The following is a 25340-nucleotide window of genomic DNA, read 5'->3' as shown; positions in this document are numbered from 1 at the left end:
CTTCATGGACCCAATAAGCGCCCTTGCGTTGGTTAAGCAGTCAGCTGACGCAACAAAATCAATTTTCGATGCAGTCAAGACTCTGCGCTCGACTTTTAAAGGCGACAAAAATGCCTCTGGCGAGCTTGAAAATATAACCGACCGACTAATATCCCTCAGGGATAACCTTATTTCAGCGCAAGACATGATTCAGGGCCTCCAGTCCAAGCTTTCACTTGAGTCTAACGAAGTACGCTCTCTCACAGAAAAACTCCGCGAGGTTGAGAAAGCCAATACTGAGATTGAAAAATACGAACTTCACGAAATAATTCCTGGAAAGTTTGTACATGCGCCAAAAGAATCTATGAACTCTCTGGCACCGCCTCATTACATCTGCACAAGCTGCGCGAGCAATAATTTCAAGTCCATTCTTCAAACTGAGACGCAAGGTGATTTTGTATGGCTTGCATGTCATCGCTGTGGCTCCAAGATTGAACTTCAAGCACCTCGTGGAGGTTTTTGGGAGGTCTAAAATTCTCAATGCACCAGAATGTAAGTTTTGGTGCATTCCTCACCTTCACGGGCCAGCATGATCCAGAATGGGGTGTTGGTGCTCATGCGCTTTTTCTCCCCGATCCACGTGTGCCTGCCGCTTTGCTGCCCTGAGCGCGTTTTGCTGCAACTGCCGGCCCGGTAGTCATAAGACGGTCTTTCCAAGAATGCCACTCAGGCCCAGCCACTGAAACTAAGTGATCAGCATATTCATCCCACTCGCCCTTGTGTATGTAGATCTCCCCCTGGCCTTCTGGGTTGGCCGGGTCTTTCATCCGGATCACCGGGAGCTTGTTCGCCGCCGCCATCTTGCGCACGGCGCTCGGTGTCTTGCCGATGTAGTCAGCAAAAAGTTCCGGCGTTATCAGCTGGGACATGGTGCTGTCTGTGAGTTCCGCCATTTGTTATCCTCTTGCGTTGGCCCCTTGGGCGCTGTTAGGTCGCCCTGGGGTGTCTTAGATAATGTTATTTAAGTACTTACATAATGACCATGAGGATAGTCGCAATATGAGTACCTTGTCAAGAGACTACGCAGGGAAACTCCGACAGATAAGAAAGGCGGAGGGGTTAACTCAAAAGGTGTTTGCAGAGATGGCTGGTGTTGCATTGAGTACGGTAAAGAATTACGAAACAGGGCATCAGAGTGCGAGATCGGAGATTGCAGAGAAGGTGCTCAATGTCCCTCGATTCCAGAAATACGCTCTTTGGTTGACAATAGATCAAACAGCACCGGCGGCGGGACAAATATCGCCGTTTCTCTCCCCTAATGGGCAAGACGAAACAAAATCGCGCCAATCCGACCAGAAGGCTGGTTAAAAGTCTGGTTTTTCTGGACGGTAGGAACGGGTTTTACTAATTGCAACCTCATCGGAGGGCTTCATTATGTCGATTAAGAAGCTCGATGATGGTCAGTATCAAGTGGATATTAGACCGCAGGGATCTACAGGACGACGGATCCGCAAGCGGTTCAGCAAGAAGGCCGAGGCGCAAGCCTACGAAAAATACGTACTGGTCAATTTTCATGACAAAGACTGGGTTGATAAGCCAGCTGACAAGCGGCCGTTATCTGAACTCATTGAGCTGTGGTGGGTTTATGGCGGGAGAAATCAGAAACATGGTGAAATCTATCGTGGGAAGCTTAATAAGGTGGATCGGGATATGGGCCACCCCAGGACGTACATGCTCACCCGTAAGTTTCTGATGGAGTACCGCTCGCGCAGGCTTCAGGGTGGAGCACAAGCAACAACCGTTAACCGTGAATTCTGTTATTTATCGGGGATGTTCAGCTTGCTGCAAGAGGCGGAGGAGTTTCACAGCGATAATCCAATCCACTCGCTGAAAAAGCTGAAGCCGAAAAACACAGAAATGTCTTTCCTGGCCAGCAGTGAGATTGAGGCGCTTTTATCGGTAATGGCCGGTGATGATCTGCGCGTTGCCGTTCTGTGTTTGAACACAGGGGCTCGGTGGGGGGAAGCCAGCAGTCTGAAGGCTGAGCAGGTTATAGGGAATCGGGTAACGTTCGTTGAAACCAAGAACAGCAAAAAGCGTTCAATCCCAATATCGCAGGAGGTTGCTGATATGATCCTGGAAAATAAATCCGGTCGATTATTTACCGCAAATTACACGCGTTTTCGCAAGTTGCTGAGGGAGATAAAACCTGATCTCCCCAAAGGGCAGGCCACGCATGTTTTGCGTCATACCTTCGCGACGCATTTCATGATCAACGGCGGCAACCTTATTACGCTGCAAAGAATATTGGGACATGCAACCATTCAGCAAACCATGACCTACGCGCATTTTGCACCCGACTATTTATCGGATGCAATTACGTTAAACCCATTGCGTGGAATGTCCATATATTGTCCACCGGTTAGGGTGGTTTAGGGGGTGTTAGGCTGTGTTGGTCTAACATAACCCATTGAAAATACAGAGATCGCCCTTTCTCTCTGGTATGTAAAAGACGCCTGCGGGCGTCTTTTTTTATGGTGGCTATTTTAAATAAAAATTTATTTCTCAAGAAAGTGAATTATCGCCTTTTGGAAAGGATAGTGAGGGTTTAAATATCCCGGGCTTATATTTTAAAGATGTTTTACCGTTGGGTGATATTTGTAGGGCAAAGATGAGAAGCAATGATTAACCTACTTTCAAATAATATAATCGTGCTGATTCAATTCTGGCTGATATATTTATTTCTAGAATTAACTTTTGAGTTTAATGCATATTTCCATTTTAATTCATGATGTTGGCTTGGATTTGTTTCTGTATTACTCGAATATCTTACCAAAGTCGATAATATAATCCGGCCGTTGCTTGTGATAATGTGAAATTAAATAATACGCAAAGGCTATCAGGGAATGAAAAAGAAAAACAAAACGCCAACGCCACACGATGCGGCATTTCGTCAGTTTTTGACGCAGCCGGAGATTGCCCGCGATTTTATGGAGATCCATCTTCCGCCAGAACTGCGTGCCATCTGCGACCTCAGTACGTTGAAACTGGAATCCGGTTCTTTCGTTGAAGATGACCTTCGCCAGTATTTCAGCGATGTGCTCTACAGCCTGAAAACCACTGCTGGGGAAAATGGTTATATCCACGTCCTTATTGAGCATCAGTCTACACCCGATAAACACATGGCTTTCAGGCTAATCAGGTATGCAATAGCGGCCATGCAGAGACATTTGGATGCCGGTCACAAAAAACTGCCGTTGGTGATACCTGTCTTGTTTTATACCGGCAAACGCACTCCTTATCCTTATTCCACCAACTGGCTGCGGGAGTTTTACGATCCGGAACTGGCGGGAAAACTCTATACAGCCGAATTTCCGCTGGTCGATGTGACGGTTATCCCTGATAACGAGATCATGGGTCATCGCAGTATGGCCGCACTGACCTTGCTGCAGAAACATATTCGGCAGCGAGACCTGGCAGAGCTGACTGACAAACTGGCCACCATCCTGCTGAGTGGCTATCTGTCTTCGCCACAGGTGATTTCGCTGGTACACTATATTCTTCTGGCCGGAGAAGCATCCGATGCTGAAGCCTTTGTACGCGAATTGGCACTGCGGGTACCGCAACATGAGGATGAACTAATGACTATTGCACAACAGCTTGAGCAGAAGGGCATCGAAAAGGGCATCGAAAAAGGCATCGAAAAAGGCATCGAGAAGGGTATCGAAAAAGGTATCGAAAAGGGCATCGAGCTTGGTGAACAGCGCGGTATCGAGAAAGGGCGTCAAGAAGGCGTGCTTGAAGGAAAGCTTACCGTTGCCCGCGCCATGCTGACGAACGGCATTGACCACGACTCGGTAATGAAAATGACCGGTTTGACGGCCGACGACCTGGCACAGATCCGCCATTAATTAATAGTGTGAACCTCTCCACCGAAGTCCTGATGCAAAAGCAGGGTCTGAAGATCTTGCTTTAACGTGTCAGGATAATCACAACTTACCTGCCTATGCATTAACCACTAGAAGTTCCCCATCGTCATTATTCCATTAAAAATCATATCCAATTAACCAGTTATATAACCCCTCGGACCAGTTTCCGCTTGAGAAAATTATCTCAAATAATGTGTGCTGTGAAAATAAGATCACACAAGCGTAACAAAAGGTAAACATAGGCTCTCTATATTGGCTGCTTTGCTTTTGGGAGGGAGTGCCATGCGTAACTGGAACGAGCCGAAGAAGAACAAAGCGCACATCGAACTGATCCCGATGATCGACGTGATGATGTTTTTGCTGGTGTTTTTTGTGTTGATTAGCCTGAACGTGATCCCGGCCCTCGGGCTGAAAACTCAGTTGCCGTCCGCCGGCAGTGCGCAGCAGTTGAAACCGCAGAAGAAAGCGATCATTACGCTGGGTGCCGAAGACCAACTGCAGCTCGACGGCCAGCCCTTGTCACTGAGTGCGTTGGTCAGCACGCTTAAGCAGCAGCAACAGGAAAACCAGACCACCACCATTATCGTCAACAGCGACAAGGGCGTCGCGGTAGAGCGGCTGGTGGCGGTGATGGATAACCTGCGTCAAGGCGGTTTCTACTCTGTCTCTATCGCCACACGGAAGCTGTGACATGTATCTGCTCTATCGTTCGCGTCACCTTTTCAGTTGGTTACCGGCGCTGATCGTCGTCGGCTGTGTGCTGTTTGCCAGCCAGCAGGCGGCGCTGAAAATTCAGCCGCGCTATGACGAGACCGCCATGGAACTGGCGCTGGTCGAGCCTGAACCTGCACCGGAACCTCAACCTGAAACACCACCGGAGCCGCAACCCGAACCGCCGCCGCCGGAACCAGAACCTATTCCCGAGCCTGTGGTGCCGGTCCCGGAGCCGATTATCGAGGCCAAACCGGTACCCAAACCGCAGCCGAAACCCAAGCCCAAACCGGTGAAAGAAAAAGCCAGGCCGGTGGAGAAGGCTAAACCTGTTGCGGCCCCTGCAGCGCCAAAAGCGCTGGTCAGCAAACCGGTGGCGCAACCCGCTCCGGTCGCCCCGGCGGCGCCGAAAGTGAACACGCAGGCGATCGAAAACGGTTATCTGCAGGCGTTGCGCCGTGAACTGGAGCAGCGCAAGCGTTACCCCAGCGGGCGGCAGGCGTCACTTGAGCGGCCGCAGGGCAACGTCGAGGTCTGGCTGGAGGTCGATCGCAGCGGTCGGGTGCTCTCGTCCGGCATCGCCAATAAAGCGGCCAGCATGCTGCTCAACCGCGCGGCGCTAAGCAGTCTGCAAAGCATCAGCCAGGTGAAGCCGTTCCCAAGCGAGGCTTTCAACGGGCAAACAACAAAACGATTTTCAGCCACGTTTAATTATCAGGCGCCTTGACGCCTGGGATAACAGTTTGATTTTTATGGGAAGGGAACAATGAAATCTTTCAATCGATCTGGGCTTTATCTGGCGGTAATGTCGGCGATATTGCCGGGGGCGGCACTGGCGGCGGACTCGACCGACGTCGGTACCATCAGCGTAAAAGGGCAGTCGCTGGGCGGCGGCATGATGGTGCAGGACGATAGCGCCAAGGGGCGTTCGACCGTCACCAAAGAGGCGATGGATAAAATGCCGGCGGCGGCCAATGCCATCGACAAACTGAAATATACCCCAGGTCTGAACGTCAACAGCAACGACGCCAGCGGCCTGAGCGGCGTCGATTACACCATGCGCGGTATGAATTCCGATCAAATCGGCCTGTCGATGGATGGCATCCCGATTAACGACTCCGGCAACTATGCGGTCTACCCGAACCTGCTGGGCGACTCGGAAAACCTGGAGGAGGTGTTCGTTACCCAGGGTTCGTCTGAGGTCGACGGCCCGCATATCGGTTCCAGCGGCGGCAACATTGGTATGGTGACGCGCCGTCCGGCAAAAGATTTCGGTGGCTTCGTCAAACAGACGCTGGGCAGCAACAATCTGAGCAAAACATTCGCCCGTCTGGAGACCGGTGAGTACAACGGCTTCAGCAACTGGATCTCCTACTCGCACACCGAGGCGAAAAAGTGGCGCGGGGAAGGCCGCGAGTACTCCAACAAGTTCGAAATGAACTCGTTGTATGAGGACGGCAACGGCAACAGCAGCAACCTGATCATGAAGTACAACCAGCAGAATAACGTCAACTACAACACCCTGAGCAAGGCGCAGTTTGAAAATGACGGCCGTTATGCCAATGACTACTCTGCTACGCCGGAGTACAACAGCAAGGGCCAGTTGACCAAGTACTACAAACTTAACCGTAACCCGTTTGACACCTTCACCCTGTCGTTCACCCAGAAGCTGCAACTGCGCGACAACCTGGCGCTGACGCTGCAGCCCTATTACTACTGGGGTAACGGCGGCAGCTTCTCGGGTCAAACGGCTTCGGTGCTGTCCAATACGTCGGATAAGGCCGGTCAGTACGATCTGAGTAATTTGCGGTCCAACACCTATTACCGTCCTTCCTGGACCCAGACCTGGCGGCCGGGCATTACCACCAAGCTGAAGTGGGACATCAACGACCAGCACAGCCTGGATATCGGTTATTGGTATGAGCGTGCGCGCCAGTCGCAGACCCAGCCGTTTATCGGCATCAAGGACGACGGCAACCCGGAGCAGCTTTCGGGCAAACCGGGCGGCAGCGATCAGGTGAAGGACGCCAATGGCAAAACCGTGCAGGGGCGTAACCAGTACACCATCACCCCGGCGCAAAAAGTGTGGCTGCAAGACACCTGGTTCGCCACGCCGGACTGGACTTTCGTCGGCGGACTGGCCTATCAGTACGTTGAACGAAAAGGGGATAACAAGGGCAGCCTGTACAACGTGCCGGAAAAGCGTGATGCCAGATACCATGAATTCCTGCCGAATTTCAGCGCCAGCTACAAGCTGAATCAGGAAAACCAGGTGTTCTACAACCTGACGCGCAACATGCGTACTCCGCCGAACTACGTGCTGTACAACGTGGGGGATTCAATCAGCACCAAACCGGAACTGAGCTGGAACCACGAGTTGGGTTGGCGTTTCCAGCAGGAAAATATGCTGATGAGTGCCACGCTGTTCTACATGCGCTACAGCGATCGTCAAATCTCCACCACCAACCCGGCCGGTGACTACGAGATGATGAACATCGGCAATGTGGAGAACAAAGGGCTGGAGCTGGAGTGGAGCGGCCAGTTGCCGCATAACTTCAACTACTACACCTCATACACCTACACCCAGTCCAAACAGAAGAGTGACATTGTCAGCAACGGCGGCCTGCCGCTGCCGACCAGTGGCAAAGAGGTGCCGAACGTGCCGAAAAACCTGCTCAACATGACGCTGGGTTATGACGATGGCCTGTATTACAGCAGCGTCAGCGGCAAATACGTCAGTTCGTTCTACGGTGACCTGACCAATGACGAGAAGATCGGCGGCCGTACGGTGTTCGATCTGGCGGCGGGGGTACATCTGCCGGTGGACAAAAAAATCGTCAAGAGTGCGGCGTTGCGCTTTGGTATCAGCAACCTGTTTGACAAGGAGTACCTGACCTCGGTGCGTACCACCACCTTCAACGCAGCGCCTTATGGCGGCGTGAAGGCCAGTACGCCGTACTACAACGTTGGGGAAGAACGTACCTTCAGCGTGTCGCTGGAAGCCACCTTTTAACTATTTATACCCTGCGGCTTGAAAGCCGCAGGGGTGGAGGATTGAACGATGAATGCCAATCTGTTGCACGACATTATTTTCTACGTGATGTACGCCGCACTGGCGATAGCGCTGGTGATCATTATCGAACGCGCGCTGTATTTCGCCTACACCCAGCGCCAGGCCCGCAAGCTGGAGCAGGCATTGACGCTGGACGCACGCCGCACTGCCGATCTGCCGGATGAGCTGACCCAGCGCAACAGCCTGCCGCTGGCGGTAATTTCACCGGTGCTGGAGCAAAAGCACCGTGCCGGCGATCGCGAAGCGATCGGGGATTTGATCGACGCCCAGTACCTGCTGAGCAAGCCGCTGATGGCGCGTGGTCTGTGGCTGCTGGAAACCATCGTGACCGCCGCACCGCTGTTGGGGCTGCTGGGGACGGTGATGGGGATTATCGAAACCTTTAAGGCGCTGGCCGCCTCCGGGGTCTCCGAGCCGAGCCTGGTTTCTGCCGGGATGGGCACCGCGCTGTACGCCACCGGACTGGGGATCGCCATCGCGTTGCTGTGTCTGGTAGGCAACAACTATCTGCAAAGCCGTATGGAACGCATTAACGAGCTGCTCAAAGTGTTGCTGATCCGCGCCGGTGCGCCCGCCAGCCGTCCGGAAAACGGCAACCGCGAGCAATGGGTTGACAGTGAGGCACCGCGCTATGCCTAATGGCCTGCAACTACGGCGGCCGCTGGGCCGCCTTTACACGGCGTTATGGGGTGGCTGTCTGTTGATGTTGAGCCAGAGTGCGACGGCGCGTTTTGATATTCCCGGCTACGAGCTGGTGTATACCGCGCCGGTGGAAACCGCGTTGCAGGCGGATGACCTGCGTAACACCGCCGAAGTGTGGCAGCAAATGTTCGATGCGGCGAAAACCCGCATCGATCTGGGCCAGTTCTACGTGGCGAACCAACAGGGTTCGCTGCTGGATGGCGTGTTGCAACACCTGAAGGCGGCGGGCGAACGTGGGGTGAAAATCCGTTTTCTGATGGAAGAGAAGGGCATCCGCATCTCTACCCCAGAGACGCTGGAACAGCTTAAGGCGATCCCTAACCTGGAACTGCGCATTATTCCTTATCAGCGGCTGAGCGGCGGTATTTTGCATGCCAAATACCTGCTGGTGGACGGTGAGCAGGCGTTTGTCGGCAGCCAGAACTTCGACTGGCGTGCGCTGGCGCATATCCATGAAACCGGGCTGCGCATCAGCGATGCCGGGGTGGTCGGGCAGATCCAGGCGATCTTCGAGCAGGATTGGCAAGCTCAGGCTTTGCTGGCGGCGGATAAGCCGGTGCCGCAACTGCCTTACCAACCGAGCACCGAAGCGCCGCAGGGTAACTATTTGGTGGCCAGTCCGCGCGCCTATAATCCGGCCGGGGTGATTGACTCGCAGGTGGCGTTGCCGCGCCTGCTGGCTACGGCCAAACAGCGAGTACGGGTGCAGGTGATGGACTACGCGCCGCTGTCTTATGGTCCGGAACACAGCCGACCTTACTACGCGGTAATCGACAATGCCCTGCGCAGCGCCGCCGCCCGTGGTGTGCAGGTTGAGCTGATGGTGGCCAACTGGAACACCAAAAAACCGGATATCGCCTGGCTGAAAAGCCTGGCGGTGGTGCCGAATGTGCAAGTGAAAATCGTCACTATTCCTCCGGCCAGCAGCGGCTTTATCCCGTTCGCCAGGGTGATCCACAGCAAAATCATGACCATCGACGGCGAAACGGCGTGGATCGGCACCAGCAACTGGACCGGCGGTTATCTGGATAACTCGCGTAATCTGGAACTGGTGCTGCACAGCCCGGCGATGAGCCAGCGGGTGGATAAGCTCTACAGCCAGCTGTGGGACAGCGTTTACGCCGAACCGATCAAGCTCGATTATGACTACCCGGCCCCCAAACCGGGTGGTGAGTCCTGAGATCGTCGGTAAACCCTCTTCAAAACTAAATCGGGTCGAACATGTTCGACCCGATTTAACCTATTGATTAAGCTACAGGGCGCGGCATGCAGCGCCCCTACCTTTGGCGTCGCCGGATTATGCGCGCCAGCCGGCTTGTTCCAGGGCGGTCAGCAACTGCTCCGCGCTTAGCCCCTCTGCCCGATGGCCGTTACCGGAAATAGTGTTGGCCGCCAGCAGGGCATTGATAATTGCCTCTTCCACCGCTTCGGCCGCCGCCGCAAACAGCTCGGAGATGTAATCGTTATTCACCATGCGCAATGGGGTGGTGAAGGCCCCTTTGTTGGCGTAGTCGGCTGGCGGCAGCCCGTCGTTGCCGGTGGCGAAGGCGATAAAGATATCGCCGCTCGAATCCTCGGTACCGCCGCCGGTGCGCGCAATACCGATGCTGGCGCGTTGGGCCAAACGCGTGCATTGGTGTGGCAATAGTGGGGCGTCGGTGGCCAGCGTGACAACGATCGATCCCATGCCCGGATGTGGCAGCTGCGGGGAGAATGGCGAATGAATATGCCCCAGATGGCGGCCTACCGGATAGCCGCCAACCAGCAGCGACGCACGTTTGCCGTGGTTGGCCTGCACGATGGCACCGACCGTCCAACCTCCACGGTCTGCAGGCAGACGACGGGATGCGGTGCCGATACCGCCCTTAAACTCATGGCAGATCATCCCGCTGCCTCCGCCGACCGCACCTTCCTGTGGCAAACCGTTATGTGCCGCCTGCAGCGCCTGCCGTACATGCTCGGGCTTGACGTGAAAGCCGTTGATATCGTTGAGCAAGCCATCGAAGGTTTCCATCACCACCGGCATATTCCAGTACACCGCCTTATCGTCGGCGGGTAGCGTTTCGCGCTCCAGCGCGATCAGGCTGTCGCGCACCACGCCGACGCTGTGGGTGTTGGTAAAGGCAATGGGGCTGGTAAGCAGGCCGGCTTCACGGATCCACTCCAACCCGGTGGCGTCGCCGTTGCCGTTGAGTACGTGCACCCCGGCAAAGCAGGGGGATTGCCGGGCCTGTCCGGCCCGCGGCTCGATCACCGTGACGCCGGTGTGTACGCTGCGGCCGTCGGCCAAATCGGCGTGAATGCTGGCATGACCGACGCGGACGCCGGGCACATCGGTGATGGCGTTCAGCGGGCCGGCAACGCCATGGCCGATGTTAATCCCCAAATCCTGAGCGCGCTGCGACATGGTTATTCTCCTTCAATTGAGGGTTCAACCAGCGGGACGGCCTGCCGGTTGCGGATGTAGCTCAGTACCAGACCAAAACAGAAGATGCCGGCAATGATAATAAAGTCTTTCAGGCTACTGGCGATCAAAATTGTCCAGAGGACGTACAGGCAACCGATCAGCGCGATCGCCACCGGCAACGGCCATAACGGCATCAGATACGGGTGGTGGAAGTGCACCCGGCGGCGGCTGATCAGCGCGGCGATGGCCATGATGATGTACACCAACAGCAGCAGGATCACGGTAAAGGAGGTCAGGTCGCCAAGGTTGGAGCAAAAGGCCAGCAGCGCGGAGGGAATGCCAAACAGCAGGGTGGCGATCCAGGGCGTGCCGAAGCGCGGGTGGATGATTTTCAGCGCGCGGTTCACCTGCGGCAGCCAAAAACCGTCGCGCCCACTGGAAAACATCATCCGGCTGAACTGCGCCACGATGGCAATAATGGCGTTGAACACCGACAGATAAATCGCGCCGCTGACCACCCGTGCCAGCGTCGGCCCACCAAGCTGACTGACCACGTAACCGACCGGGTCGGCCTGTTTGGCCATTTCTGCCAAAGAGGGAGCGCCGATCAACAGGGCCGTGAAGGGCAGTAGCTCGACCAGCACCACAATCACCAGCGTCAGCATGATAGCGGTGGCCATGGGTTTACCCTGCTCACGCATATCTTCCGCCATATACACCGCCGCGCCGTAGCCGTTATAGGAAAACAGCGCCACGCCGACCATGGCGACGATCAGCGGCACGGAAACCGGCGCCAGTTCACCTGCGGAATTGAGCATCACCGGTGAGGTGAGTATCTCCGTGCTCTGGTGCGGATGACTGAAACCCAGCCAGGCGATTAACCCTAACACCGCGACTTCAACCACCAGAAAAGTCCCGGTCAACAGCGCGTTGGCCTTGATATTGAAAATGGCGCAGGCACCGCCGATCAAAATGGTGATCATACCGGCGCTAGAGGCGTCGAATTGGGTACCCAGTGCGGTATTTAAATAGGGCACCGCGCCGGTGGCTAATACCGCCGGCACAAACAGCGCGGCGCTGAGGATAAACAGATAGGTTTGCAACCCGCACAGGGTACCGAACAGCCGTTTGATAATGCTGTACTCACCGCCGGCGCTGGGGTGAGCGGCACCCAATTCGGCGTAGCACAGTGCGATGGCGGCGGCGATAAAGGCGGCGATCAGAAACGAAATAAAGGCCCCGCTGCCGGCGCTGGCGATCGCCAGTGGGGCAATGACGAAGATCGAACTGGCCGGCGTAACGCCGGAGGCGGTAATCATCACCACGTCGAGGACGCTGAGATTGCCTTTGAATTTATGTTCTGTCATGGCTTAACCCTGCCCGGATGGGAAACTGAAGCTGGCATATTGGGCATCGCTGGATGAGGGCCAGCGCTGGGTGATGGTTTTGCGTTTGGTGTAAAAACGCACCGCATCCGGGCCGTAGGCGTGCAGGTCACCGAACAGCGAGCGTTTCCAGCCGCCAAAGGAGTGGTAGGCCACCGGGACCGGCAGGGCGACGTTGATGCCCACCATGCCGACCTGAATATGGCTGGAGAAGTAGCGTGCCGCCTCGCCGTCACGGGTGAACAGGCAGGTACCGTTGCCGTATTCATGGGCATCAATCAGCGCCATCGCTTCTTTCAGCGAGCCGACACGCACCACGCCCAGCACCGGGCCGAAGATCTCTTCCTGATAAATCCGCATGCCGGGCCGCACATGGTCAAACAGCGTCGGGCCGAGGAAATACCCCTGACTGAGCTGTCCGCTGTCGTCCCGCACCTGTAGCTCGCGGCCGTCGACTACCAGGCTGGCACCTTCATCAACGCCCTGGCTGATATAACTTTTCACCTTCTGATAATGCTGATGGGTCACCAACGGCCCCATATCGTTGCGGTTGTCGCTGCCTGCGCCCACCCGCATGTTGGTCATTTGCTGCCGTAGCCCGGCGATCAGCGCGTCGGCGGTGTCATCACCTACCGCCACCACCAGCGGGATCGCCATACAACGCTGCCCGCAGGAACCGAATGCCGCCCCCATCAGCGCGCTGACGCAACCGGCGATGTCGGCGTCCGGCAATACTACCGCGTGATTTTTCGCCCCACCCAAGGCCTGCACTCGTTTGTTTTGGCCGCAGCCGGTGTGATAAATATGCTCCGCTACCGGCGTCGACCCGACAAAGCTCACCGCTTTAACGCGTGGGTCGTGCAGCAGGGTTTCTACCGCCTCGCGGTCGCCATTGACCAGATTCAGCACGCCCGGCGGTAGCCCGGCCTCTGACGCCAGTTGGGCGATATACAGCGTGGAGGACGGCACGCGCTCTGAGGGTTTCAGCACAAAAGTGTTGCCACAGACCACCGCCATCGGCCACATCCACAGTGGCACCATTGCCGGGAAGTTAAACGGTGTGATCCCCGCCACCACCCCCAGCGGCTGGAATTCGCTCCAGCTGTCGATACCCGGCCCGGCATCCTTGCTGTGCTCGCCTTTAAGCAACTCAGGTGCATAGCTGGCGTACTCAATATTTTCGATGCCGCGCTGCAGTTCGCCCATGGCGTCGCTGAGTACCTTGCCGTGCTCGGCGGTAATCAACTGACAGATGTGGTCGGCGTGCTGCTCCAGCAGGGCTTTAAGGCGGATCATGATCCTGGCCCGCTTTAGCGGTGGGGTATCGCGCCAGGCCGGGTAGGCCTGCTCGGCAGCATCGATGGCGCTTTCCACCGTGGCCCGGTCGGCCAGCAACACTTCCTGCTGTGACTGCCCGGTCGCCGGATCGAATACCGGCTGGCTGCGGCTGCCGCCGATGGCGGACTGACCGTTGATCCAATGTACAATAGGCATGGCATTCGCTCCTGATTATTCGGTTGCGTTGATGGCGTCGCCCAGGGCGTTGATTAACGAATCGATCTGCGCCTCGCTGCTGATAAACGGCGGTGCCAGCTGCAGGGTGTCGCCGCCGTAGCGGACATAGAATCCTTTTTCCCAGCAGCGCATCGCCACCTCATACGGCCTGCGGGCCGCTTCCCCCGGTAGTGCCGCCAGCGTGATGCCGGCTGCCAGACCAAAGTTGCGAATGTCGGTGACGTGACGGCAACCCTGTAAACTATGCACCGCCTGCTCGAAATAGGGTGCCAGTGCCTGCACCCGTTCAATCATCTGCTCGCGTTCAATGATATCCAGCGTCGCCAGCCCTACCGCACAGCTGACCGGGTGGGCGGAATAGGTGTAGCCGTGCGGGAACTCAAGCAAATACTCGGGTTCATCGGGGGTCATAAAGGCCTGGTAAATCTCTGGCCGTACCACCACCGCGCCCATCGGCTGGGCGCCGTTAGTGACCTGTTTGGCGATATTCATGATGTCCGGCGTGACGCCAAAGGCTTCGGCCCCGCTCAGGGCACCGCAGCGACCGAAGGCGGTGATCACTTCGTCAAAAATCAGCAGGATATTGTGTTGAGTGCAGATCTCGCAGATGCGTTGCAGATAACCGACCGGTGGCACAATCACCCCGGCGGAACCGGAGAACGGTTCAATAATCACCGCAGCGATGGTTGAGGCGTCACGCAGCGCGATGATCCTGTTCAGCTCTTCTGCCAGTTCGGCCCCCTGTTCGGGCATGCCGCGTGAAAAGGCGTTACCCGCCAGCAGGGTATGCGGCAGATGGTCCGCTTCGGCGCTGGCGCCAAAGGCTTTCCGGTTCCCGGCGATGCCGCCCACCGCAATGCCACCGAAGTTAACGCCGTGGTAACCCTTTTCGCGGCCGATAAAGCAGGTTTTGCCTGCCTGACCTTTGGCTCGCCAGTAGGCGCGTGCCATTTTTAACGAGGTGTCCGCCGCTTCAGAGCCGGAGCCGGTGAAAAACACATAGTCCAGCCCGGCAGGCGTCATGGCTTTAATCTTGTTGGCCAGTTCGAAAGATAATGCATGGCCAAACTGAAACGCCGGAGAATAATCCAGTCGGGAAAGCTGTCGGTAGGCCGCCTCGGCAATTTCCGTGTGGCCATGGCCCAAGCCGCAGCACCACAGTCCGGATAAACCGTCAAAAATTTTGCGGCCGTCCTGGCTGGTATAATAAACGCCTTCCGCGTGGCTGATCATTCGTGGGTTGGCTTTAAAATTACGGTTGCCGGTAAAGGGCATCCAATGGGCTTCTAACCATTCAGGTTCGGGTTTATTTTCAGGGTGATTTAAATCAGCCATTTTTCCCTCCGGGGGGGAGAATAGGTAGGGGTTAATAATCTGACGTGTTAATGAATTGTTGCTTCAAATTGACTATGTTCCGCTTCTTCACTAATGTGAATAATCAAATATCGAAACTTACTTAAGGTTTTATGCAAGTAAAAAAGCGTGCGATTTTAGGGCAGTTGTCGGATATGGATCTGCGCTTGCTACGGGTGTTTAAGGTGGTGGTCGACTGCGGTGGCATGAGCGCCGCCGAACTGGAGCTCAATATCAGCCTGTCGACCATCAGCAAACACATTAAGGATCTGGAGCAACGGCTGGGGCTGACGCTGTGCCACCGCGGGCGCGAGGGGTTTGCGGTCACTGACGAAGGGCTGCTGATTTACCAGGAAACCATTAACCTGCTGGCGGCAACCGAGGCTTTTCGCCGAGGGGTGGATGACGTACACCAGCGCCTGGGCGGGCAACTGCACGTGGCGATATTTGACCATACCGTCAGCAACCCACAGGCGCATATTGGCCGGGCGATTGCCTTATTTAGCGAGCAGGCGCCGGAAGTGTCTTTGCAAATGTATGTGGAGCCAATAAATACCATTGAGCGTGGCGTTATTGACGGTCAATTTCAGATTGGCATTATTCCCATGCACCGAAGTGCGGAAAGTTTATCTTATAGTTCCTTATTTAGTGAGAGGATGTTCTTATATTGCGGCGCGCAGCATGAATTATTTTCCGTTAATCACGACGGGCTGAATTGGGATCTGTTGCACAATTATGCCTTTGCTGGATTAGGCTACCATTCGCCGAATATGGCGCTGAGTCTGCAGCAGCATTTGCAGCGCAAGGCGACGGGTTTTGCCCAGGAGTCTATCGCCACCTTAATCCTCTCCGGCAAGTATGTGGGTTTCCTGCCCGACCACTATGCGGCGTTTTTTGTCGCGCAAAATATGATGCGAGCGATCAAACCGGCGCTGTTTCGTTACCATTGCGAGTATTCCAGCGTGCTGCGGCGTTCACCCAGCCCACAGCGGGTGGTCAAGCTGTTCCACGAATGCCTGCTGGCGACCCATGGAACAGCGTGATCAATCATGCGGTAGGGTTTATGCCCTGCCAAAAGCCCACGAAAACCATGGTATAACCTCCTCGCAGGCGATTGAAATACAACCGGTTAACTGAGTGACACAGGGACATGAAAATGAACACGGGAAAAGTAAAGCTCTTCTCTACCGACAGAACTGACGTCTATTGTTTGACGGAGTATTTCGTCCCGGCGATGCAGACCTTCTTGCAGAGCAATAAACAGAAATTTGCGCCTTTTGAGCCACTACGTACTGAGGACTATTATTCCCACGCCAGTATCAGCCAGCGCATTGCCGCATCCTGGCCTGATTATCAGGATAAGAAATGCCTGCTGTTGGTTTTCTCATTAAAGGATTCGGATGAAATTGCAGGAAGTGTCAATTTTACCAACTTTGTCTACGGGGTTTTTCAGGCAGGCTATCTCGGATTCTCTCTGGATCAACAACATGAAGGACGAGGATTGATGTCTGAAGTGTTGGCAGCGGCCCTCGATTATGTCCATCAGCAGTATGGCTTACACCGTATTATGGCCAATCATCTGGCGGATAATCAGCGCAGCAAAAATACGCTGGCGAAACTGGGTTTTGTACAAGAAGGCTTTGCGCGGTCTTATCTGAAAATTAACGGAAAATGGCAGGATCATGTACTGAATTCGTATGTTTTTCCGGTGAGCGAGCAGGAGTAATATTGGTGAGCAGCACCCGTCGTGGGTTTATTTGAAGCACGGACTTTTCAGGGGGGCGTTGCCTGCTCGAACTGGAAATATACCGTCGTTACCTGTTGCGTAAAGAGGGTATTTTCGAGCAGGCATTCGGTGCGACTCGCCTTTGAAAGGCAGTTTACTGGTCTTTCTTCTTGCCAAAAATCTTGATCAGCACGCCGACCAGGATGCCAATGGCGATGCCGGTGAAAATCCAACTGACGATACCCATTTCCCATCTCCCGCTATTACTTTGATCTAATTATATAATCATTCGACGCGGAAAGCGCCTTCGATCATTAGCTGCCGCTGCGGCGCGCTGTAGTCGATCAGTGAGTTTTTGCTGTTGGATTTTGCCAGCGTCACTGCCAGTTCATCGGCGGTAATCGGCAGGTCGTCCTGCCAGAAACTGGCGATGGCGTTGCGGGTAATAAAGTCGATCAGATAGCGCTCAGGGCTGTCCTGTTGGTCGGGGAACAGGCGGGCGGCAAGTTCGGCCATCAGTGCTCGTTGCTGCGGTTGTTCGCTTTGCGCCAGCAGCTCGAGGAACGGCAACAGCAGGCGGCCACAAACCTGGCCGTGGTGATAATCGCGCAAGGCGCCTACCTCGCCGGCAATACCGTGGATCACTCCCAGCCCGGCGGCGCTCAGCGTCAGCCCGCCAAGGTATGAGGCCTGCATAATGTGTTCACGCGCCTGGGCACTGCGGTTGAGCGTCGGCCAGGCCTGCAGGAAATGGCGAATGCCGGTCAGCGACATTTCGTGCGTCATGGCGTTGGCGGTTTTGGACAAATAGGCTTCGAACAAATGGGTGAAGGCGTCGATGGCGCAGTAAGCCAGCACCTTGTCCGGCGCACCCTCCAGCAGTTGCGGGTCCAGAATGGCGGTATGTGGCACAAAGTTGTTATGGCGCAGCGAGGCTTTTACCTTGCTCAATTGAGTGTCGGTGATCACCGCATTTTGCGTGACTTCGCTGCCGGTACCGGCAGTGGTCGGAATGGCGATCAGCGGCAGCGTGGCGCCGCTGATTTTGGTGTCGCCGATCTTTTCCATATAGCGCAGGGTGGGCAGCGGGTGTTCCACCAGGGCGGCGAACGCCTTGGCGGCATCCAGCACGCTGCCACCGCCGATGGCGACGACACGCTGGGCCTTGCCGCGCCAGCGTGCCACCCAGGCGTCTATCTCCTGCGGTGACGCCTCGTGACTGACGACCTCGGTGCCGATCAGCAGCGGCGTTAGCGCATCGGCCAGAGAAGAGTACACCGCGCCATTGAGGAATGAACGACAGCTAAACAGCAGCGTCGGCTGCGGTTTAGCGGTCAGTAGCGGGATCAGTTGGCTGATACTGCCGTGGCCGAACCAGGTATGGCGGTTGGCTATCGTCAGGCTGGTAGTCATGGTCGCTCCTTGGCGCGCGAAAACCCCAGCATAATCCAGCCTCTGCGGCTGAACCACTGCTTTCACCGCCTGAAAGGCATTCCGTTAATATATTAACCCTAAGTCTCTGAGCCAGACGGCAATTACCGGGCGAAGGTGTGATTTGTTTAACATGTAAACAATTGCGCTGTTGCATTTGGCGCTATTGAGTGTTTTCTATAACAAGCAGGCCAGGGTGCAGCCGAAACAAAGTGATTGTTAATTTATTAATGATGGCGAGGCGAAGATGAATATTCAGGTCGAAAGATTATCAGCGGTGATCGACGCGGTGGCGACCCCGCGCTTCTATCCCAGCCTGTTGGCCTGGCTGGAAGGTTTCTTCGCCTTTGATAACGCCATAGTGTATGCCTTTGAACGCGGCCAGGCACCATGCTGCCTGATAAAAACCGAGCAGGAAAACAGTGACGCGGTCAATCAGCTCTACCAGCAGGGCGCTTACCTGCAGGATCCGTTTTATCAGGCGCTGAACGGCGCTGGAGGCGGCGAGGTATTGACCCTGCGCCAACTGGCCCCCTGCGGCTTCTACCATACGGATTATTACCGTAATTTTTATCGCAAGACCGGCTGGCATGATGAAGCCGGCGTGCTGCTGCCCCTGACGCCGGAGCGCGGGCTGGGGGTATTTTTCGGCTCGGCGCGCCAGTCGGTGGGCGTTCGTTCCCCGCAGCTGGCAGACCTGCGTGATGCGTTAATGCTGCTGAAAAGCGTCGCTCGCCTGCATGGCGAAGTGCGGGTTGCACCCGCCACGCCTGGCAGGGTGACGGACAGCGCCGTACAGGCACGCTATCTGCTGACGCCACGCGAGCGTGAGATTGTGGATCTGATCCTCGACGGCTGCGGTTCGCAGCAGATCGCCGACCGGCTGTTTATCAGTCTGGGTACGGTGAAAAACCACCGCAAAAACATCTACAGCAAGCTGGATATTGGTTCGCAGGCCGAACTGTTCAGCCTGCTGCTGGCCACGCCGCTGCGTCGCAGCGCCTGAGTGTTAATTATTTGTTGCGAATGTCCCTAAGGGGACATGGCGACGACAACGCCGCCTGCTGATAATCCGATGACAGAGCAGGGTCATCGGGAGTGCGGCAGTGAATAATAATATCGAATCCTTAACCTATTACGCGGCAACCAAAAAGTACGATCTGCGCTTCCCGACGCTGGAAGAGGATCTGGACGTTGACGTGGTGATCATCGGCGGTGGCTTCTCCGGCATCAATACCGCGCTGGAGCTGGCGGAACGGGGTATCACCAATATCGCTATTCTGGAAGGCCGCCATTTGGGTTACGGCGGCACCGGACGCAACGGCGGGCAGGTGATGGCCGGCATCGGCCACGATCTGGAGAAGATCAAACGTCACGTCGGCCCGGCGGGGTTGGAAACCATCTTCAAAATCAGCAATCTCGGCGCCGGGATCATTCGCGAACGCATCAAAAAATACCAAATCGATGCCGATTTCTGCTTTGGCTACGGCTACCTCGGCAGCAATGCCCGCCAGGAGAAAACCCTGCGCAGTTGGCTGAAGGAGTTCAAGGCGGTTTCGCCGAATGAAGAGATCGAGCTCTATACCGGCGCTGAGGTAAAGCAGGTGGTGGGATCGGACGCCTACACCTGCGCATTGAAACACATGGGCGGCGGCCACGTGCATTCGCTCAATCTGCTACTGGGTGAGGCCCAGGCGCTGAGCGGCTACGGCGTGAAGATCTTCGAAAACAGCAGTGTGATTGACGTGGAGTATGGCCCGCGCATAAAGGTGCGTACCGCCATGGGGTCAGTGCGTGCCAACAAAATGCTGTGGGCATGCAACGGTTTTCTCAACGGCATGGAGCCGTTCATCTACAACAAAACCATCAATACCTATGCTTTCCAACTGGCGACCGAACCGCTTTCTGACGAGCTGATCCGCCAGATCAGCCCGATTCGCGGGGCCTACAGTGACATCCGTCCGGTGATCGACTATTACCGGGTGACCAACGAAAACCGCCTGCTGTTCGGTAGCGCTACCCGATTGATCGAATACATTCCGGCGGATCTCAAAGCCTGGAACCGCAACCTGATGCTGAAGGTGTTCCCCTATTTGCACGACGTCAAAATTGATCTGGCCTGGGGCGGGCCGCTGTGCTGCAGCGCCAACCTGTTCCCGCAGATCGGGACCTTGCCGCAGCACGACAACGTGTTCTACGTGCAGGGTTATTCCGGCTTTGGCGTGACCCCGAGCCATATCGTTTGCAAGGTGTTGGCGGAGGGCATGAGTGAAGGATCCGATCGCTACGATCTGATGAGCTCGATCCCACACGTCAATATCTTCGGCAAGGACAAACTGCGGCGGGTGATGACCACCGCCGGCAAGGTGTGGCACCAGACTTCCGGCTACTGGAAAGGCCGCCGTTAATTGTTATCACAGGAGAGAGAAATGAAACCATTACTGCTTAAACAACCGCTGCCTGAACTGCTGGACATTGGCAGCGTCAGCAACCTGGGCGCCACCGTGATCGCCGGTGAACCGAACGTCGGCGTGGCGGGCATTTTTGGGGAGCCGACCGACAACCTGAGCTGCGGTATCTTTAGCTGCACCCGTGGCACCTTCGTGATGGAGTATCCGTTTGCCGAGCATGCCACGGTGTGGGAAGGCACCGCGACCCTGACCGATGAGAACACCGGCCAATCCGTGCAGTATCAGGCCGGTGACTCGTGGTTTGTCGAGAAGGGAACCCCGGTGCGCTGGGAGATCACCTCCGATCGCTTTGTGAAACACTATCTGGCGATTGTCGAAGGCTAATCTCGAACTTTCCCCTCTCTTCGTTGGAGAGGGGATCCGCTACCCCAGCACCCGTTCAATAAAATCGCCGATCCGCCGCAATATCTGATCCTTGTTGGTCTCGTTAAAGCTTTCATGCCGCCCGCCCGGATTGATCATGACTTCAAAATCGTTGCCCTTCAGCAGGTTAATGGCGGTTTGCGATTGCGCCATTAGCACCAGCCGGTCGTCATCGCCGTGTATCCACAGCGTGGGCAGCGTGCCGAAACCCGGACCGGCGTTGATTTTGGCCAGCATCTGCTGCATCGCCCGCAGCGTCAGGCGTTTGAACGGCCCATGCCACACCAGCGGATCGGCCTGATAGGCAATGCCGACCGCCGGATCGCGCGACAGGGTGGCGGTATCGAGCGGCTCGTCGGGGATCTTCGGCAATTCAAGCAGATCGGAGATCTGGGTTCTTTCGCCGATCAACGGGCCGGACAGCACCAGCGCACGCAGGTTATCGCCATAACGCTGAACGTAACGGGTGGCAATCATCCCGCCCATGGAGTGGCCGATGACCACCAGCGGCAGATCAGGGTGCAATGACTTAAAATGCTCAACTACGTGGTGAACGTCGTCGACTACAGCATCATAATCTTCAATCAATACGCGTTCGCCCTGTGACAACCCATGGCCGAGATGGTCGGGGCCGAATACCCGTGCGCCCTGTGCCTCTAATGCTCGCGCCACGTACTGATAGCGGCCAAGATGTTCGCCGTAACCGTGCACCAATAGCGCCAGAAAGCGCGGCTGGTCATGGCCCCAGTCATGCACTGCAATATCGCCCTGGTTGCCTTTGATAAAGCTGATTTTTTGTTCAGACATATTATGGTTCTCATCGGAAGGGTCATATTCAGCGTAGCGGCAAAGCCAGAATTGCCAAGGGGCACAACGTGCTGTGCCCCGAAGCGAAATTACAGTTTGAACTGTTGTGCCAGCCGGTCGATAGCCTGACGCTGGAACTGATTAAAGGCCTCGCGTGGCTGCTGTTGCTGGATAAAGGCCAGCAGCGGATCCTGCACTTCGGTACGGATGCCGCTGAGCTGCTCCATCACCGCCAGGCCGCAGAACGGCACGTAGGATTCGGCGTATCCCCCTTCGTGCACCATCACCAGTTTGCCATTGCACAGACGATCGGCGGCGTCCTGCACCAAAGCCGTCATGCTGCGGAAACTGTCGCTGTGCAACTGCATGCGCGCCAGCGGATCGAGCGCGTTGGCATCGTAGCCGCAGGCGACAATGATCAGTTCCGGTTGGAATTGCTCCAGCGCCGGGATGACGATTTGGCGCATGGCATGCAGGTAGCCGTCGTCACCGGCACCGGCCAACAGGGGAATATTGATGTTATAGCCTTCACCCGCTCCGGCACCCCGGTCTTGTTCACCGGAGTACCCGGCGGGGAAGCAGCCGTCCTGATGCAGCGACAGCGTCAGCACGTCATCCCGCTGCCAGTAGATATGCTGGGTGCCATTGCCGTGATGCACGTCCCAGTCGAGCACCGCGACTTTGCCCAGACCGTATTTGGCCTTGGCACGTTCGATGGCGATCGGAATATTGGCCAAAAAGCAAAAGCCCATCGACTGGTCCGGCAGGCAGTGGTGGCCGGGTGGGCGCGACAGCGCATAGGCGTTTTCCAGTTCTCCCTGCAATACCGCTTCGACGGCGGCGCAGGCCAGCCCGGCGGACAGTTTGGCGATTTCATAACTGCCCGGCCCCAGCGGGGCTTCCTCTCCCAGCATGCCGCCGCCGTTGTCGCTTAACTGTTTGAAACGTTGCAGATAGTCGGCGGGGTGAATGCGCAGCAGGTCTTCATCGGTCGCCAGCTCGGCGCTTAGCAGTGTGAGCTGGCGCGACAGGCCGGACACGTCCATCAGGTTCTTCATCCGCCGTTTGGTCTCCGGCGACTCGGCATGGCCGGCCCCCGAAGGCGGTTGCACCCAGCCGCCGACCGGCAGTGTGGTGGCGTGCAGGCCGGTGCTATGCCAGAAGCAGCGTTCATCAAACAAGAAACCGGTTTTTCTTTTCACCTTATTACTCCTGTTAAACGGCGCGGCGTGCGCGCGGTGAAGCCAACAAAATCAACAGCAACGACAGCAGTGAGCAGCCCAGCGCCCCGGCCAGCAGTGCGTCGAAACCGCCGAAAGATTCAATCAGGTAACCGGCCAGCGTCGGGCCCATCGCCATACCCCCGCCAATCACCAGATTGATGTTGTTCATCAATTTGCCGTTGTTATCCAGTCCGGCGACGCGAGCCAGAATAAACGGCAGTACAAAGGTCCAGGTGAACTTGAACAATACGGCGGCCACCGCAAAGCGCAGCAGCAGTGGCTCACGAGTCAGCAGCGCGATACCGGTGATTAACAAGCCATAGCTCAGCCAAATCAGCCGATTACCCGCGTGTCGCCCGCGGATTAACGCCGCACCCCCGGCACCGGCGATGCCGAACAGCGTGGCTGCGGCCAGTATCTGTCCGCTATGGACCGGCGAAAGACCAGCGGCAGCGGCGATGCTGCCAATAAAGGTCCAGACCGCGCTCAGGCTGATGTAAAAAGTCAGAACCGCCAGCACGGCGAAGAGTTTACGCAGCCAGGGGATTGCGGCGCGATGGGCGGCGGATTGCACCGGGTGAAACCCAGTGGGGAAGGCAGCGATCAGGGGCAGGCAGCACAGCATGATAGCCGCCAGGATCAGATAGACCGCCATCAGGCCAAAATGGGCAAATAACGCAGGCAGGACCAGCAGCCCGAGCGTTCCCAGCACCAGTTGGCCCAGCACCCACAGGGCATAGACCCGGCTGGGGTTGGCGGTGCCGGCGGCGCAGGTGATGCACAGGATCATCAAGGTGCCGCCTGCCAGCGAAGCGACAAAGCGCAACCCCAGCAGCAGGCTGAAATCACCGACCAGTGCCGATGCCAGGTTACCGGTGATAAACACCCCTGCCGCCAGCGCTGCCACCCGACGCCAGTTAACGCGGCCAATCCACCACCAGGCGGGCAGCGTGGCCAGGCTCATCGCCCCCAGTTCGGTCGAAAACAGGTGGCCGACTTGCGCCGGGGTCAGCTGCCACTGGCTGGCCAGTTGTGCCGCCACCGCCGGTGCGGTCATCAGGATGCCCGGCGCAATGGCGGCAAAGATAATAATGGCGGTCAGCAGCCGCGGCGGGCAGGGGAGAGCCGCCCCGGCTGCGGGTACGGAAACAGAATCACTGGACATAGAAATTATCTCCACCGGGCAAGTCTGGGTCAGATATATCCGCGGCACCCTGTTTTGGGCAGGCGGGAGCCGCGCCATTAATGGCGAATAATTAACGCGTTTAATTTATCGGTCATAAGCCATTGCTATGGCTTAGTTTATCAACCGTGTGCAATAAAGCTGCTGGCGACCAATTCGGTGCGATTGACGACTTCGGTTTTGGCAAAAATATTACGCATATGGGTTTTTACCGTGGACAGGGAAATACCCAATTTCAGCGCTATGCGTTTATTACTGGCCCCTTCGCGCACCATATTGACGATCTCTTGCTCCTTGGCGGTCAGCAATTGGGCCTCGCCCTCGGGCAACAGATCGCGGGTCGCCAGTTCAATCAGCGGCAACACCGCCCGCAGACGACCGCGTTCAAGTTCGGTAAACGGCGTATCGCGAATCAAAGACACCCCGGCGACAATACGCTTACGCTGGCGGATAAATATCTCTGTCATATCGCGCATATTATTGGGCAGCATAAAGTCATGATAATAATGACGGTTATTGTTGATCGCCGCCGGGCTCATACCGACCATATTGATATCCTGCTGGTGGAAGTTGGCCGGCTTAAGCGGATCAATCTGCTGGAAATGGTTCAAATACTGCTGATGGGTTTTATCGGAAATGCCATGCAAAATATAATGGTCTGGCCGCAGATCCGAGTTCACCAAATAAAATACTCCGGCGGACACCGGGATCAGGTGCGCAATGGTGTTCAGGCAGCTCGTGATAAAGGCATCGGATGGTGTGGTGTGCATGATTCATTTCCTCCCTTTACCCGTTCGCTCTGGAATGTTCGGTCAATATATGAACGATACAAGCATAGTTGTAGCAATTTAGCAACACAATCAAAACATATTAACAACGTGAGCGGGATTGCAATAAAATACATAAATAACAAGGTGGCGGCCGGTGGTTGAAGACCCTGACGGTCCTTGGGGGGCAATATTTCATTAATATATTAACGAGTTCGCTGTGTCCTTCCCGCTGAATTTACAGCGATTTCCCATGTAGAGTGACGTCCCCGCCACGAATCGTCCTTTTATCGCCCCCGTTTAGCCGCCATCGGC

24 protein-coding genes are annotated in these 25340 nt (G+C 56.0%); 14 read left to right on the top strand and 10 right to left on the bottom strand.

Translation table 11 applies throughout. The annotated features are described in order from the left end of the window. Positions 1-4: 4 nt before the first annotated feature. Positions 5-511, top strand: a complete 507-nt coding sequence (locus tag OCH02_RS14490) for a hypothetical protein (RefSeq protein WP_261431819.1) — start codon at positions 5-7, stop codon at positions 509-511. 82 nt (positions 512-593) lie between these two features. Here OCH02_RS14490 and OCH02_RS14485 read toward each other — a convergent pair whose 3' ends face one another. Beyond that, positions 594-932 carry a regulatory phage cox family protein gene (locus tag OCH02_RS14485; protein WP_261431818.1) on the bottom strand — a complete coding sequence of 113 codons (339 nt, stop codon included), beginning with the start codon at positions 930-932 and terminating at the stop codon, positions 594-596. 106 nt (positions 933-1038) lie between these two features. On the opposite strand from OCH02_RS14485, the gene OCH02_RS14480 reads away from it, so the two are divergent. The 8 genes from OCH02_RS14480 to OCH02_RS14445 all read left to right on the top strand — a co-directional run bounded on the left by OCH02_RS14480 (position 1039) and on the right by OCH02_RS14445 (position 9574). Continuing rightward, on the top strand, positions 1039-1347 hold the full coding sequence (locus tag OCH02_RS14480) for a helix-turn-helix transcriptional regulator (protein ID WP_315899210.1): 309 nt from the start codon (positions 1039-1041) through the stop codon (positions 1345-1347). 66 nt (positions 1348-1413) lie between these two features. Next, positions 1414-2415 carry a tyrosine-type recombinase/integrase gene (locus OCH02_RS14475; protein ID WP_261431817.1) on the top strand — a complete coding sequence of 334 codons (1002 nt, stop codon included), beginning with the start codon at positions 1414-1416 and terminating at the stop codon, positions 2413-2415. Between the two features lie 470 nt (positions 2416-2885). Further along, positions 2886-3890 (top strand): Rpn family recombination-promoting nuclease/putative transposase, encoded by a 1005-nt coding sequence (locus tag OCH02_RS14470; protein WP_261431816.1) that lies wholly within the window; start codon positions 2886-2888, stop codon positions 3888-3890. Between the two features lie 300 nt (positions 3891-4190). Continuing rightward, the gene (locus OCH02_RS14465) at positions 4191-4598 is read left to right on the top strand and encodes an ExbD/TolR family protein (protein WP_261431815.1); all 408 of its coding nucleotides are present in this window, start codon (positions 4191-4193) and stop codon (positions 4596-4598) included. A gap of 1 nt (position 4599) precedes the next feature. Then, positions 4600-5346, top strand: a complete 747-nt coding sequence (locus tag OCH02_RS14460; protein ID WP_261431814.1) for an energy transducer TonB — start codon at positions 4600-4602, stop codon at positions 5344-5346. A 39-nt stretch (positions 5347-5385) separates the two neighbouring features. Then, positions 5386-7632, top strand: a complete 2247-nt coding sequence (locus tag OCH02_RS14455; RefSeq protein WP_261431813.1) for a TonB-dependent receptor family protein — start codon at positions 5386-5388, stop codon at positions 7630-7632. 48 nt (positions 7633-7680) lie between these two features. Beyond that, positions 7681-8331 (top strand): MotA/TolQ/ExbB proton channel family protein, encoded by a 651-nt coding sequence (locus OCH02_RS14450; RefSeq protein ID WP_261431812.1) that lies wholly within the window; start codon positions 7681-7683, stop codon positions 8329-8331. Continuing rightward, on the top strand, positions 8324-9574 hold the full coding sequence (locus OCH02_RS14445) for a phospholipase D-like domain-containing protein (protein ID WP_261431811.1): 1251 nt from the start codon (positions 8324-8326) through the stop codon (positions 9572-9574). Before OCH02_RS14450 ends, OCH02_RS14445 begins: the two co-directional genes overlap by 8 nt. Before the next feature lie 117 nt (positions 9575-9691). Here OCH02_RS14445 and OCH02_RS14440 read toward each other — a convergent pair whose 3' ends face one another. The 4 genes from OCH02_RS14440 to OCH02_RS14425 are packed head-to-tail and all read right to left on the bottom strand — an operon-like array spanning position 9692 to position 15036. Further along, the gene (locus OCH02_RS14440; RefSeq protein ID WP_261431810.1) at positions 9692-10801 is read right to left on the bottom strand and encodes a P1 family peptidase; all 1110 of its coding nucleotides are present in this window, start codon (positions 10799-10801) and stop codon (positions 9692-9694) included. A 2-nt stretch (positions 10802-10803) separates the two neighbouring features. Continuing rightward, entirely contained in the window at positions 10804-12168 is a 1365-nt protein-coding gene (locus OCH02_RS14435; protein ID WP_261431809.1) for an APC family permease, read from the bottom strand. Between the two features lie 3 nt (positions 12169-12171). Beyond that, positions 12172-13680, bottom strand: coding sequence for a CoA-acylating methylmalonate-semialdehyde dehydrogenase (locus OCH02_RS14430; protein ID WP_261431808.1), 1509 nt, complete (start codon positions 13678-13680; stop codon positions 12172-12174). 15 nt (positions 13681-13695) lie between these two features. Then, entirely contained in the window at positions 13696-15036 is a 1341-nt protein-coding gene (locus OCH02_RS14425) for an aspartate aminotransferase family protein (RefSeq protein WP_261431807.1), read from the bottom strand. Positions 15037-15167: 131 nt separating this feature from the next. On the opposite strand from OCH02_RS14425, the gene OCH02_RS14420 reads away from it, so the two are divergent. Together OCH02_RS14420 and OCH02_RS14415 are read left to right on the top strand one after the other, a co-directional pair. Beyond that, on the top strand, positions 15168-16097 hold the full coding sequence (locus OCH02_RS14420) for a LysR family transcriptional regulator (protein WP_261431806.1): 930 nt from the start codon (positions 15168-15170) through the stop codon (positions 16095-16097). Positions 16098-16210: 113 nt separating this feature from the next. Further along, positions 16211-16780 (top strand): GNAT family N-acetyltransferase, encoded by a 570-nt coding sequence (locus OCH02_RS14415; protein WP_261431805.1) that lies wholly within the window; start codon positions 16211-16213, stop codon positions 16778-16780. A 285-nt stretch (positions 16781-17065) separates the two neighbouring features. Here the strand turns inward: OCH02_RS14415 and OCH02_RS14410 are convergent, their stop codons facing one another. Continuing rightward, complete coding sequence (locus tag OCH02_RS14410) at positions 17066-18193, bottom strand: iron-containing alcohol dehydrogenase (RefSeq protein WP_261431804.1); 1128 nt, start codon at positions 18191-18193, stop codon at positions 17066-17068. A 265-nt stretch (positions 18194-18458) separates the two neighbouring features. Here OCH02_RS14410 and OCH02_RS14405 point away from each other — a divergent pair, with 265 nt between their 5' ends. The 3 genes from OCH02_RS14405 to OCH02_RS14395 all read left to right on the top strand — a co-directional run bounded on the left by OCH02_RS14405 (position 18459) and on the right by OCH02_RS14395 (position 21006). Further along, the gene (locus OCH02_RS14405) at positions 18459-19217 is read left to right on the top strand and encodes a helix-turn-helix transcriptional regulator (protein WP_261431803.1); all 759 of its coding nucleotides are present in this window, start codon (positions 18459-18461) and stop codon (positions 19215-19217) included. A gap of 100 nt (positions 19218-19317) precedes the next feature. Next, positions 19318-20619 carry an NAD(P)/FAD-dependent oxidoreductase gene (locus OCH02_RS14400; RefSeq protein WP_026142182.1) on the top strand — a complete coding sequence of 434 codons (1302 nt, stop codon included), beginning with the start codon at positions 19318-19320 and terminating at the stop codon, positions 20617-20619. 21 nt (positions 20620-20640) lie between these two features. Beyond that, positions 20641-21006, top strand: a complete 366-nt coding sequence (locus OCH02_RS14395; RefSeq protein ID WP_135314989.1) for a cupin domain-containing protein — start codon at positions 20641-20643, stop codon at positions 21004-21006. Positions 21007-21045: 39 nt separating this feature from the next. Here the strand turns inward: OCH02_RS14395 and OCH02_RS14390 are convergent, their stop codons facing one another. From OCH02_RS14390 to OCH02_RS14375, 4 genes are all read right to left on the bottom strand, one after another. Beyond that, on the bottom strand, positions 21046-21852 hold the full coding sequence (locus tag OCH02_RS14390) for a lysophospholipase (protein WP_261431802.1): 807 nt from the start codon (positions 21850-21852) through the stop codon (positions 21046-21048). Between the two features lie 89 nt (positions 21853-21941). Further along, entirely contained in the window at positions 21942-23054 is a 1113-nt protein-coding gene (locus tag OCH02_RS14385) for a class II histone deacetylase (protein WP_261431801.1), read from the bottom strand. Between the two features lie 13 nt (positions 23055-23067). Next, positions 23068-24240, bottom strand: a complete 1173-nt coding sequence (locus tag OCH02_RS14380; RefSeq protein WP_261431800.1) for an MFS transporter — start codon at positions 24238-24240, stop codon at positions 23068-23070. Positions 24241-24380: 140 nt separating this feature from the next. Then, positions 24381-25028 (bottom strand): LuxR C-terminal-related transcriptional regulator, encoded by a 648-nt coding sequence (locus tag OCH02_RS14375; RefSeq protein ID WP_261431799.1) that lies wholly within the window; start codon positions 25026-25028, stop codon positions 24381-24383. Positions 25029-25340: the final 312 nt, after the last annotated feature.

Source organism: Serratia quinivorans (assembly GCF_946227985.1).
Classification (GTDB): domain Bacteria; phylum Pseudomonadota; class Gammaproteobacteria; order Enterobacterales; family Enterobacteriaceae; genus Serratia; species Serratia quinivorans_A.
The sequence above is the reverse complement of the archived record's forward strand: the minus strand, read 5'-3'. Positions and strand labels throughout refer to the sequence as shown.

What these genes read in the sequence shown, in the direction of transcription:
- OCH02_RS14490 (WP_261431819.1), top strand. Translation starts at nt 5, where the DNA reads ATGGACCCAATAAGCGCCCTTGCGTTGGTTAAGCAGTCAGCTGACGCA.
- OCH02_RS14485 (WP_261431818.1), bottom strand. Translation starts at nt 932, where the DNA reads ATGGCGGAACTCACAGACAGCACCATGTCCCAGCTGATAACGCCGGAA.
- OCH02_RS14480 (WP_315899210.1), top strand. Translation starts at nt 1,039, where the DNA reads ATGAGTACCTTGTCAAGAGACTACGCAGGGAAACTCCGACAGATAAGA.
- OCH02_RS14475 (WP_261431817.1), top strand. Translation starts at nt 1,414, where the DNA reads ATGTCGATTAAGAAGCTCGATGATGGTCAGTATCAAGTGGATATTAGA.
- OCH02_RS14470 (WP_261431816.1), top strand. Translation starts at nt 2,886, where the DNA reads ATGAAAAAGAAAAACAAAACGCCAACGCCACACGATGCGGCATTTCGT.
- OCH02_RS14465 (WP_261431815.1), top strand. Translation starts at nt 4,191, where the DNA reads ATGCGTAACTGGAACGAGCCGAAGAAGAACAAAGCGCACATCGAACTG.
- OCH02_RS14460 (WP_261431814.1), top strand. Translation starts at nt 4,600, where the DNA reads ATGTATCTGCTCTATCGTTCGCGTCACCTTTTCAGTTGGTTACCGGCG.
- OCH02_RS14455 (WP_261431813.1), top strand. Translation starts at nt 5,386, where the DNA reads ATGAAATCTTTCAATCGATCTGGGCTTTATCTGGCGGTAATGTCGGCG.
- OCH02_RS14450 (WP_261431812.1), top strand. Translation starts at nt 7,681, where the DNA reads ATGAATGCCAATCTGTTGCACGACATTATTTTCTACGTGATGTACGCC.
- OCH02_RS14445 (WP_261431811.1), top strand. Translation starts at nt 8,324, where the DNA reads ATGCCTAATGGCCTGCAACTACGGCGGCCGCTGGGCCGCCTTTACACG.
- OCH02_RS14440 (WP_261431810.1), bottom strand. Translation starts at nt 10,801, where the DNA reads ATGTCGCAGCGCGCTCAGGATTTGGGGATTAACATCGGCCATGGCGTT.
- OCH02_RS14435 (WP_261431809.1), bottom strand. Translation starts at nt 12,168, where the DNA reads ATGACAGAACATAAATTCAAAGGCAATCTCAGCGTCCTCGACGTGGTG.
- OCH02_RS14430 (WP_261431808.1), bottom strand. Translation starts at nt 13,680, where the DNA reads ATGCCTATTGTACATTGGATCAACGGTCAGTCCGCCATCGGCGGCAGC.
- OCH02_RS14425 (WP_261431807.1), bottom strand. Translation starts at nt 15,036, where the DNA reads ATGGCTGATTTAAATCACCCTGAAAATAAACCCGAACCTGAATGGTTA.
- OCH02_RS14420 (WP_261431806.1), top strand. Translation starts at nt 15,168, where the DNA reads ATGCAAGTAAAAAAGCGTGCGATTTTAGGGCAGTTGTCGGATATGGAT.
- OCH02_RS14415 (WP_261431805.1), top strand. Translation starts at nt 16,211, where the DNA reads ATGAACACGGGAAAAGTAAAGCTCTTCTCTACCGACAGAACTGACGTC.
- OCH02_RS14410 (WP_261431804.1), bottom strand. Translation starts at nt 18,193, where the DNA reads ATGACTACCAGCCTGACGATAGCCAACCGCCATACCTGGTTCGGCCAC.
- OCH02_RS14405 (WP_261431803.1), top strand. Translation starts at nt 18,459, where the DNA reads ATGAATATTCAGGTCGAAAGATTATCAGCGGTGATCGACGCGGTGGCG.
- OCH02_RS14395 (WP_135314989.1), top strand. Translation starts at nt 20,641, where the DNA reads ATGAAACCATTACTGCTTAAACAACCGCTGCCTGAACTGCTGGACATT.
- OCH02_RS14390 (WP_261431802.1), bottom strand. Translation starts at nt 21,852, where the DNA reads ATGTCTGAACAAAAAATCAGCTTTATCAAAGGCAACCAGGGCGATATT.
- OCH02_RS14380 (WP_261431800.1), bottom strand. Translation starts at nt 24,240, where the DNA reads ATGTCCAGTGATTCTGTTTCCGTACCCGCAGCCGGGGCGGCTCTCCCC.
- OCH02_RS14375 (WP_261431799.1), bottom strand. Translation starts at nt 25,028, where the DNA reads ATGCACACCACACCATCCGATGCCTTTATCACGAGCTGCCTGAACACC.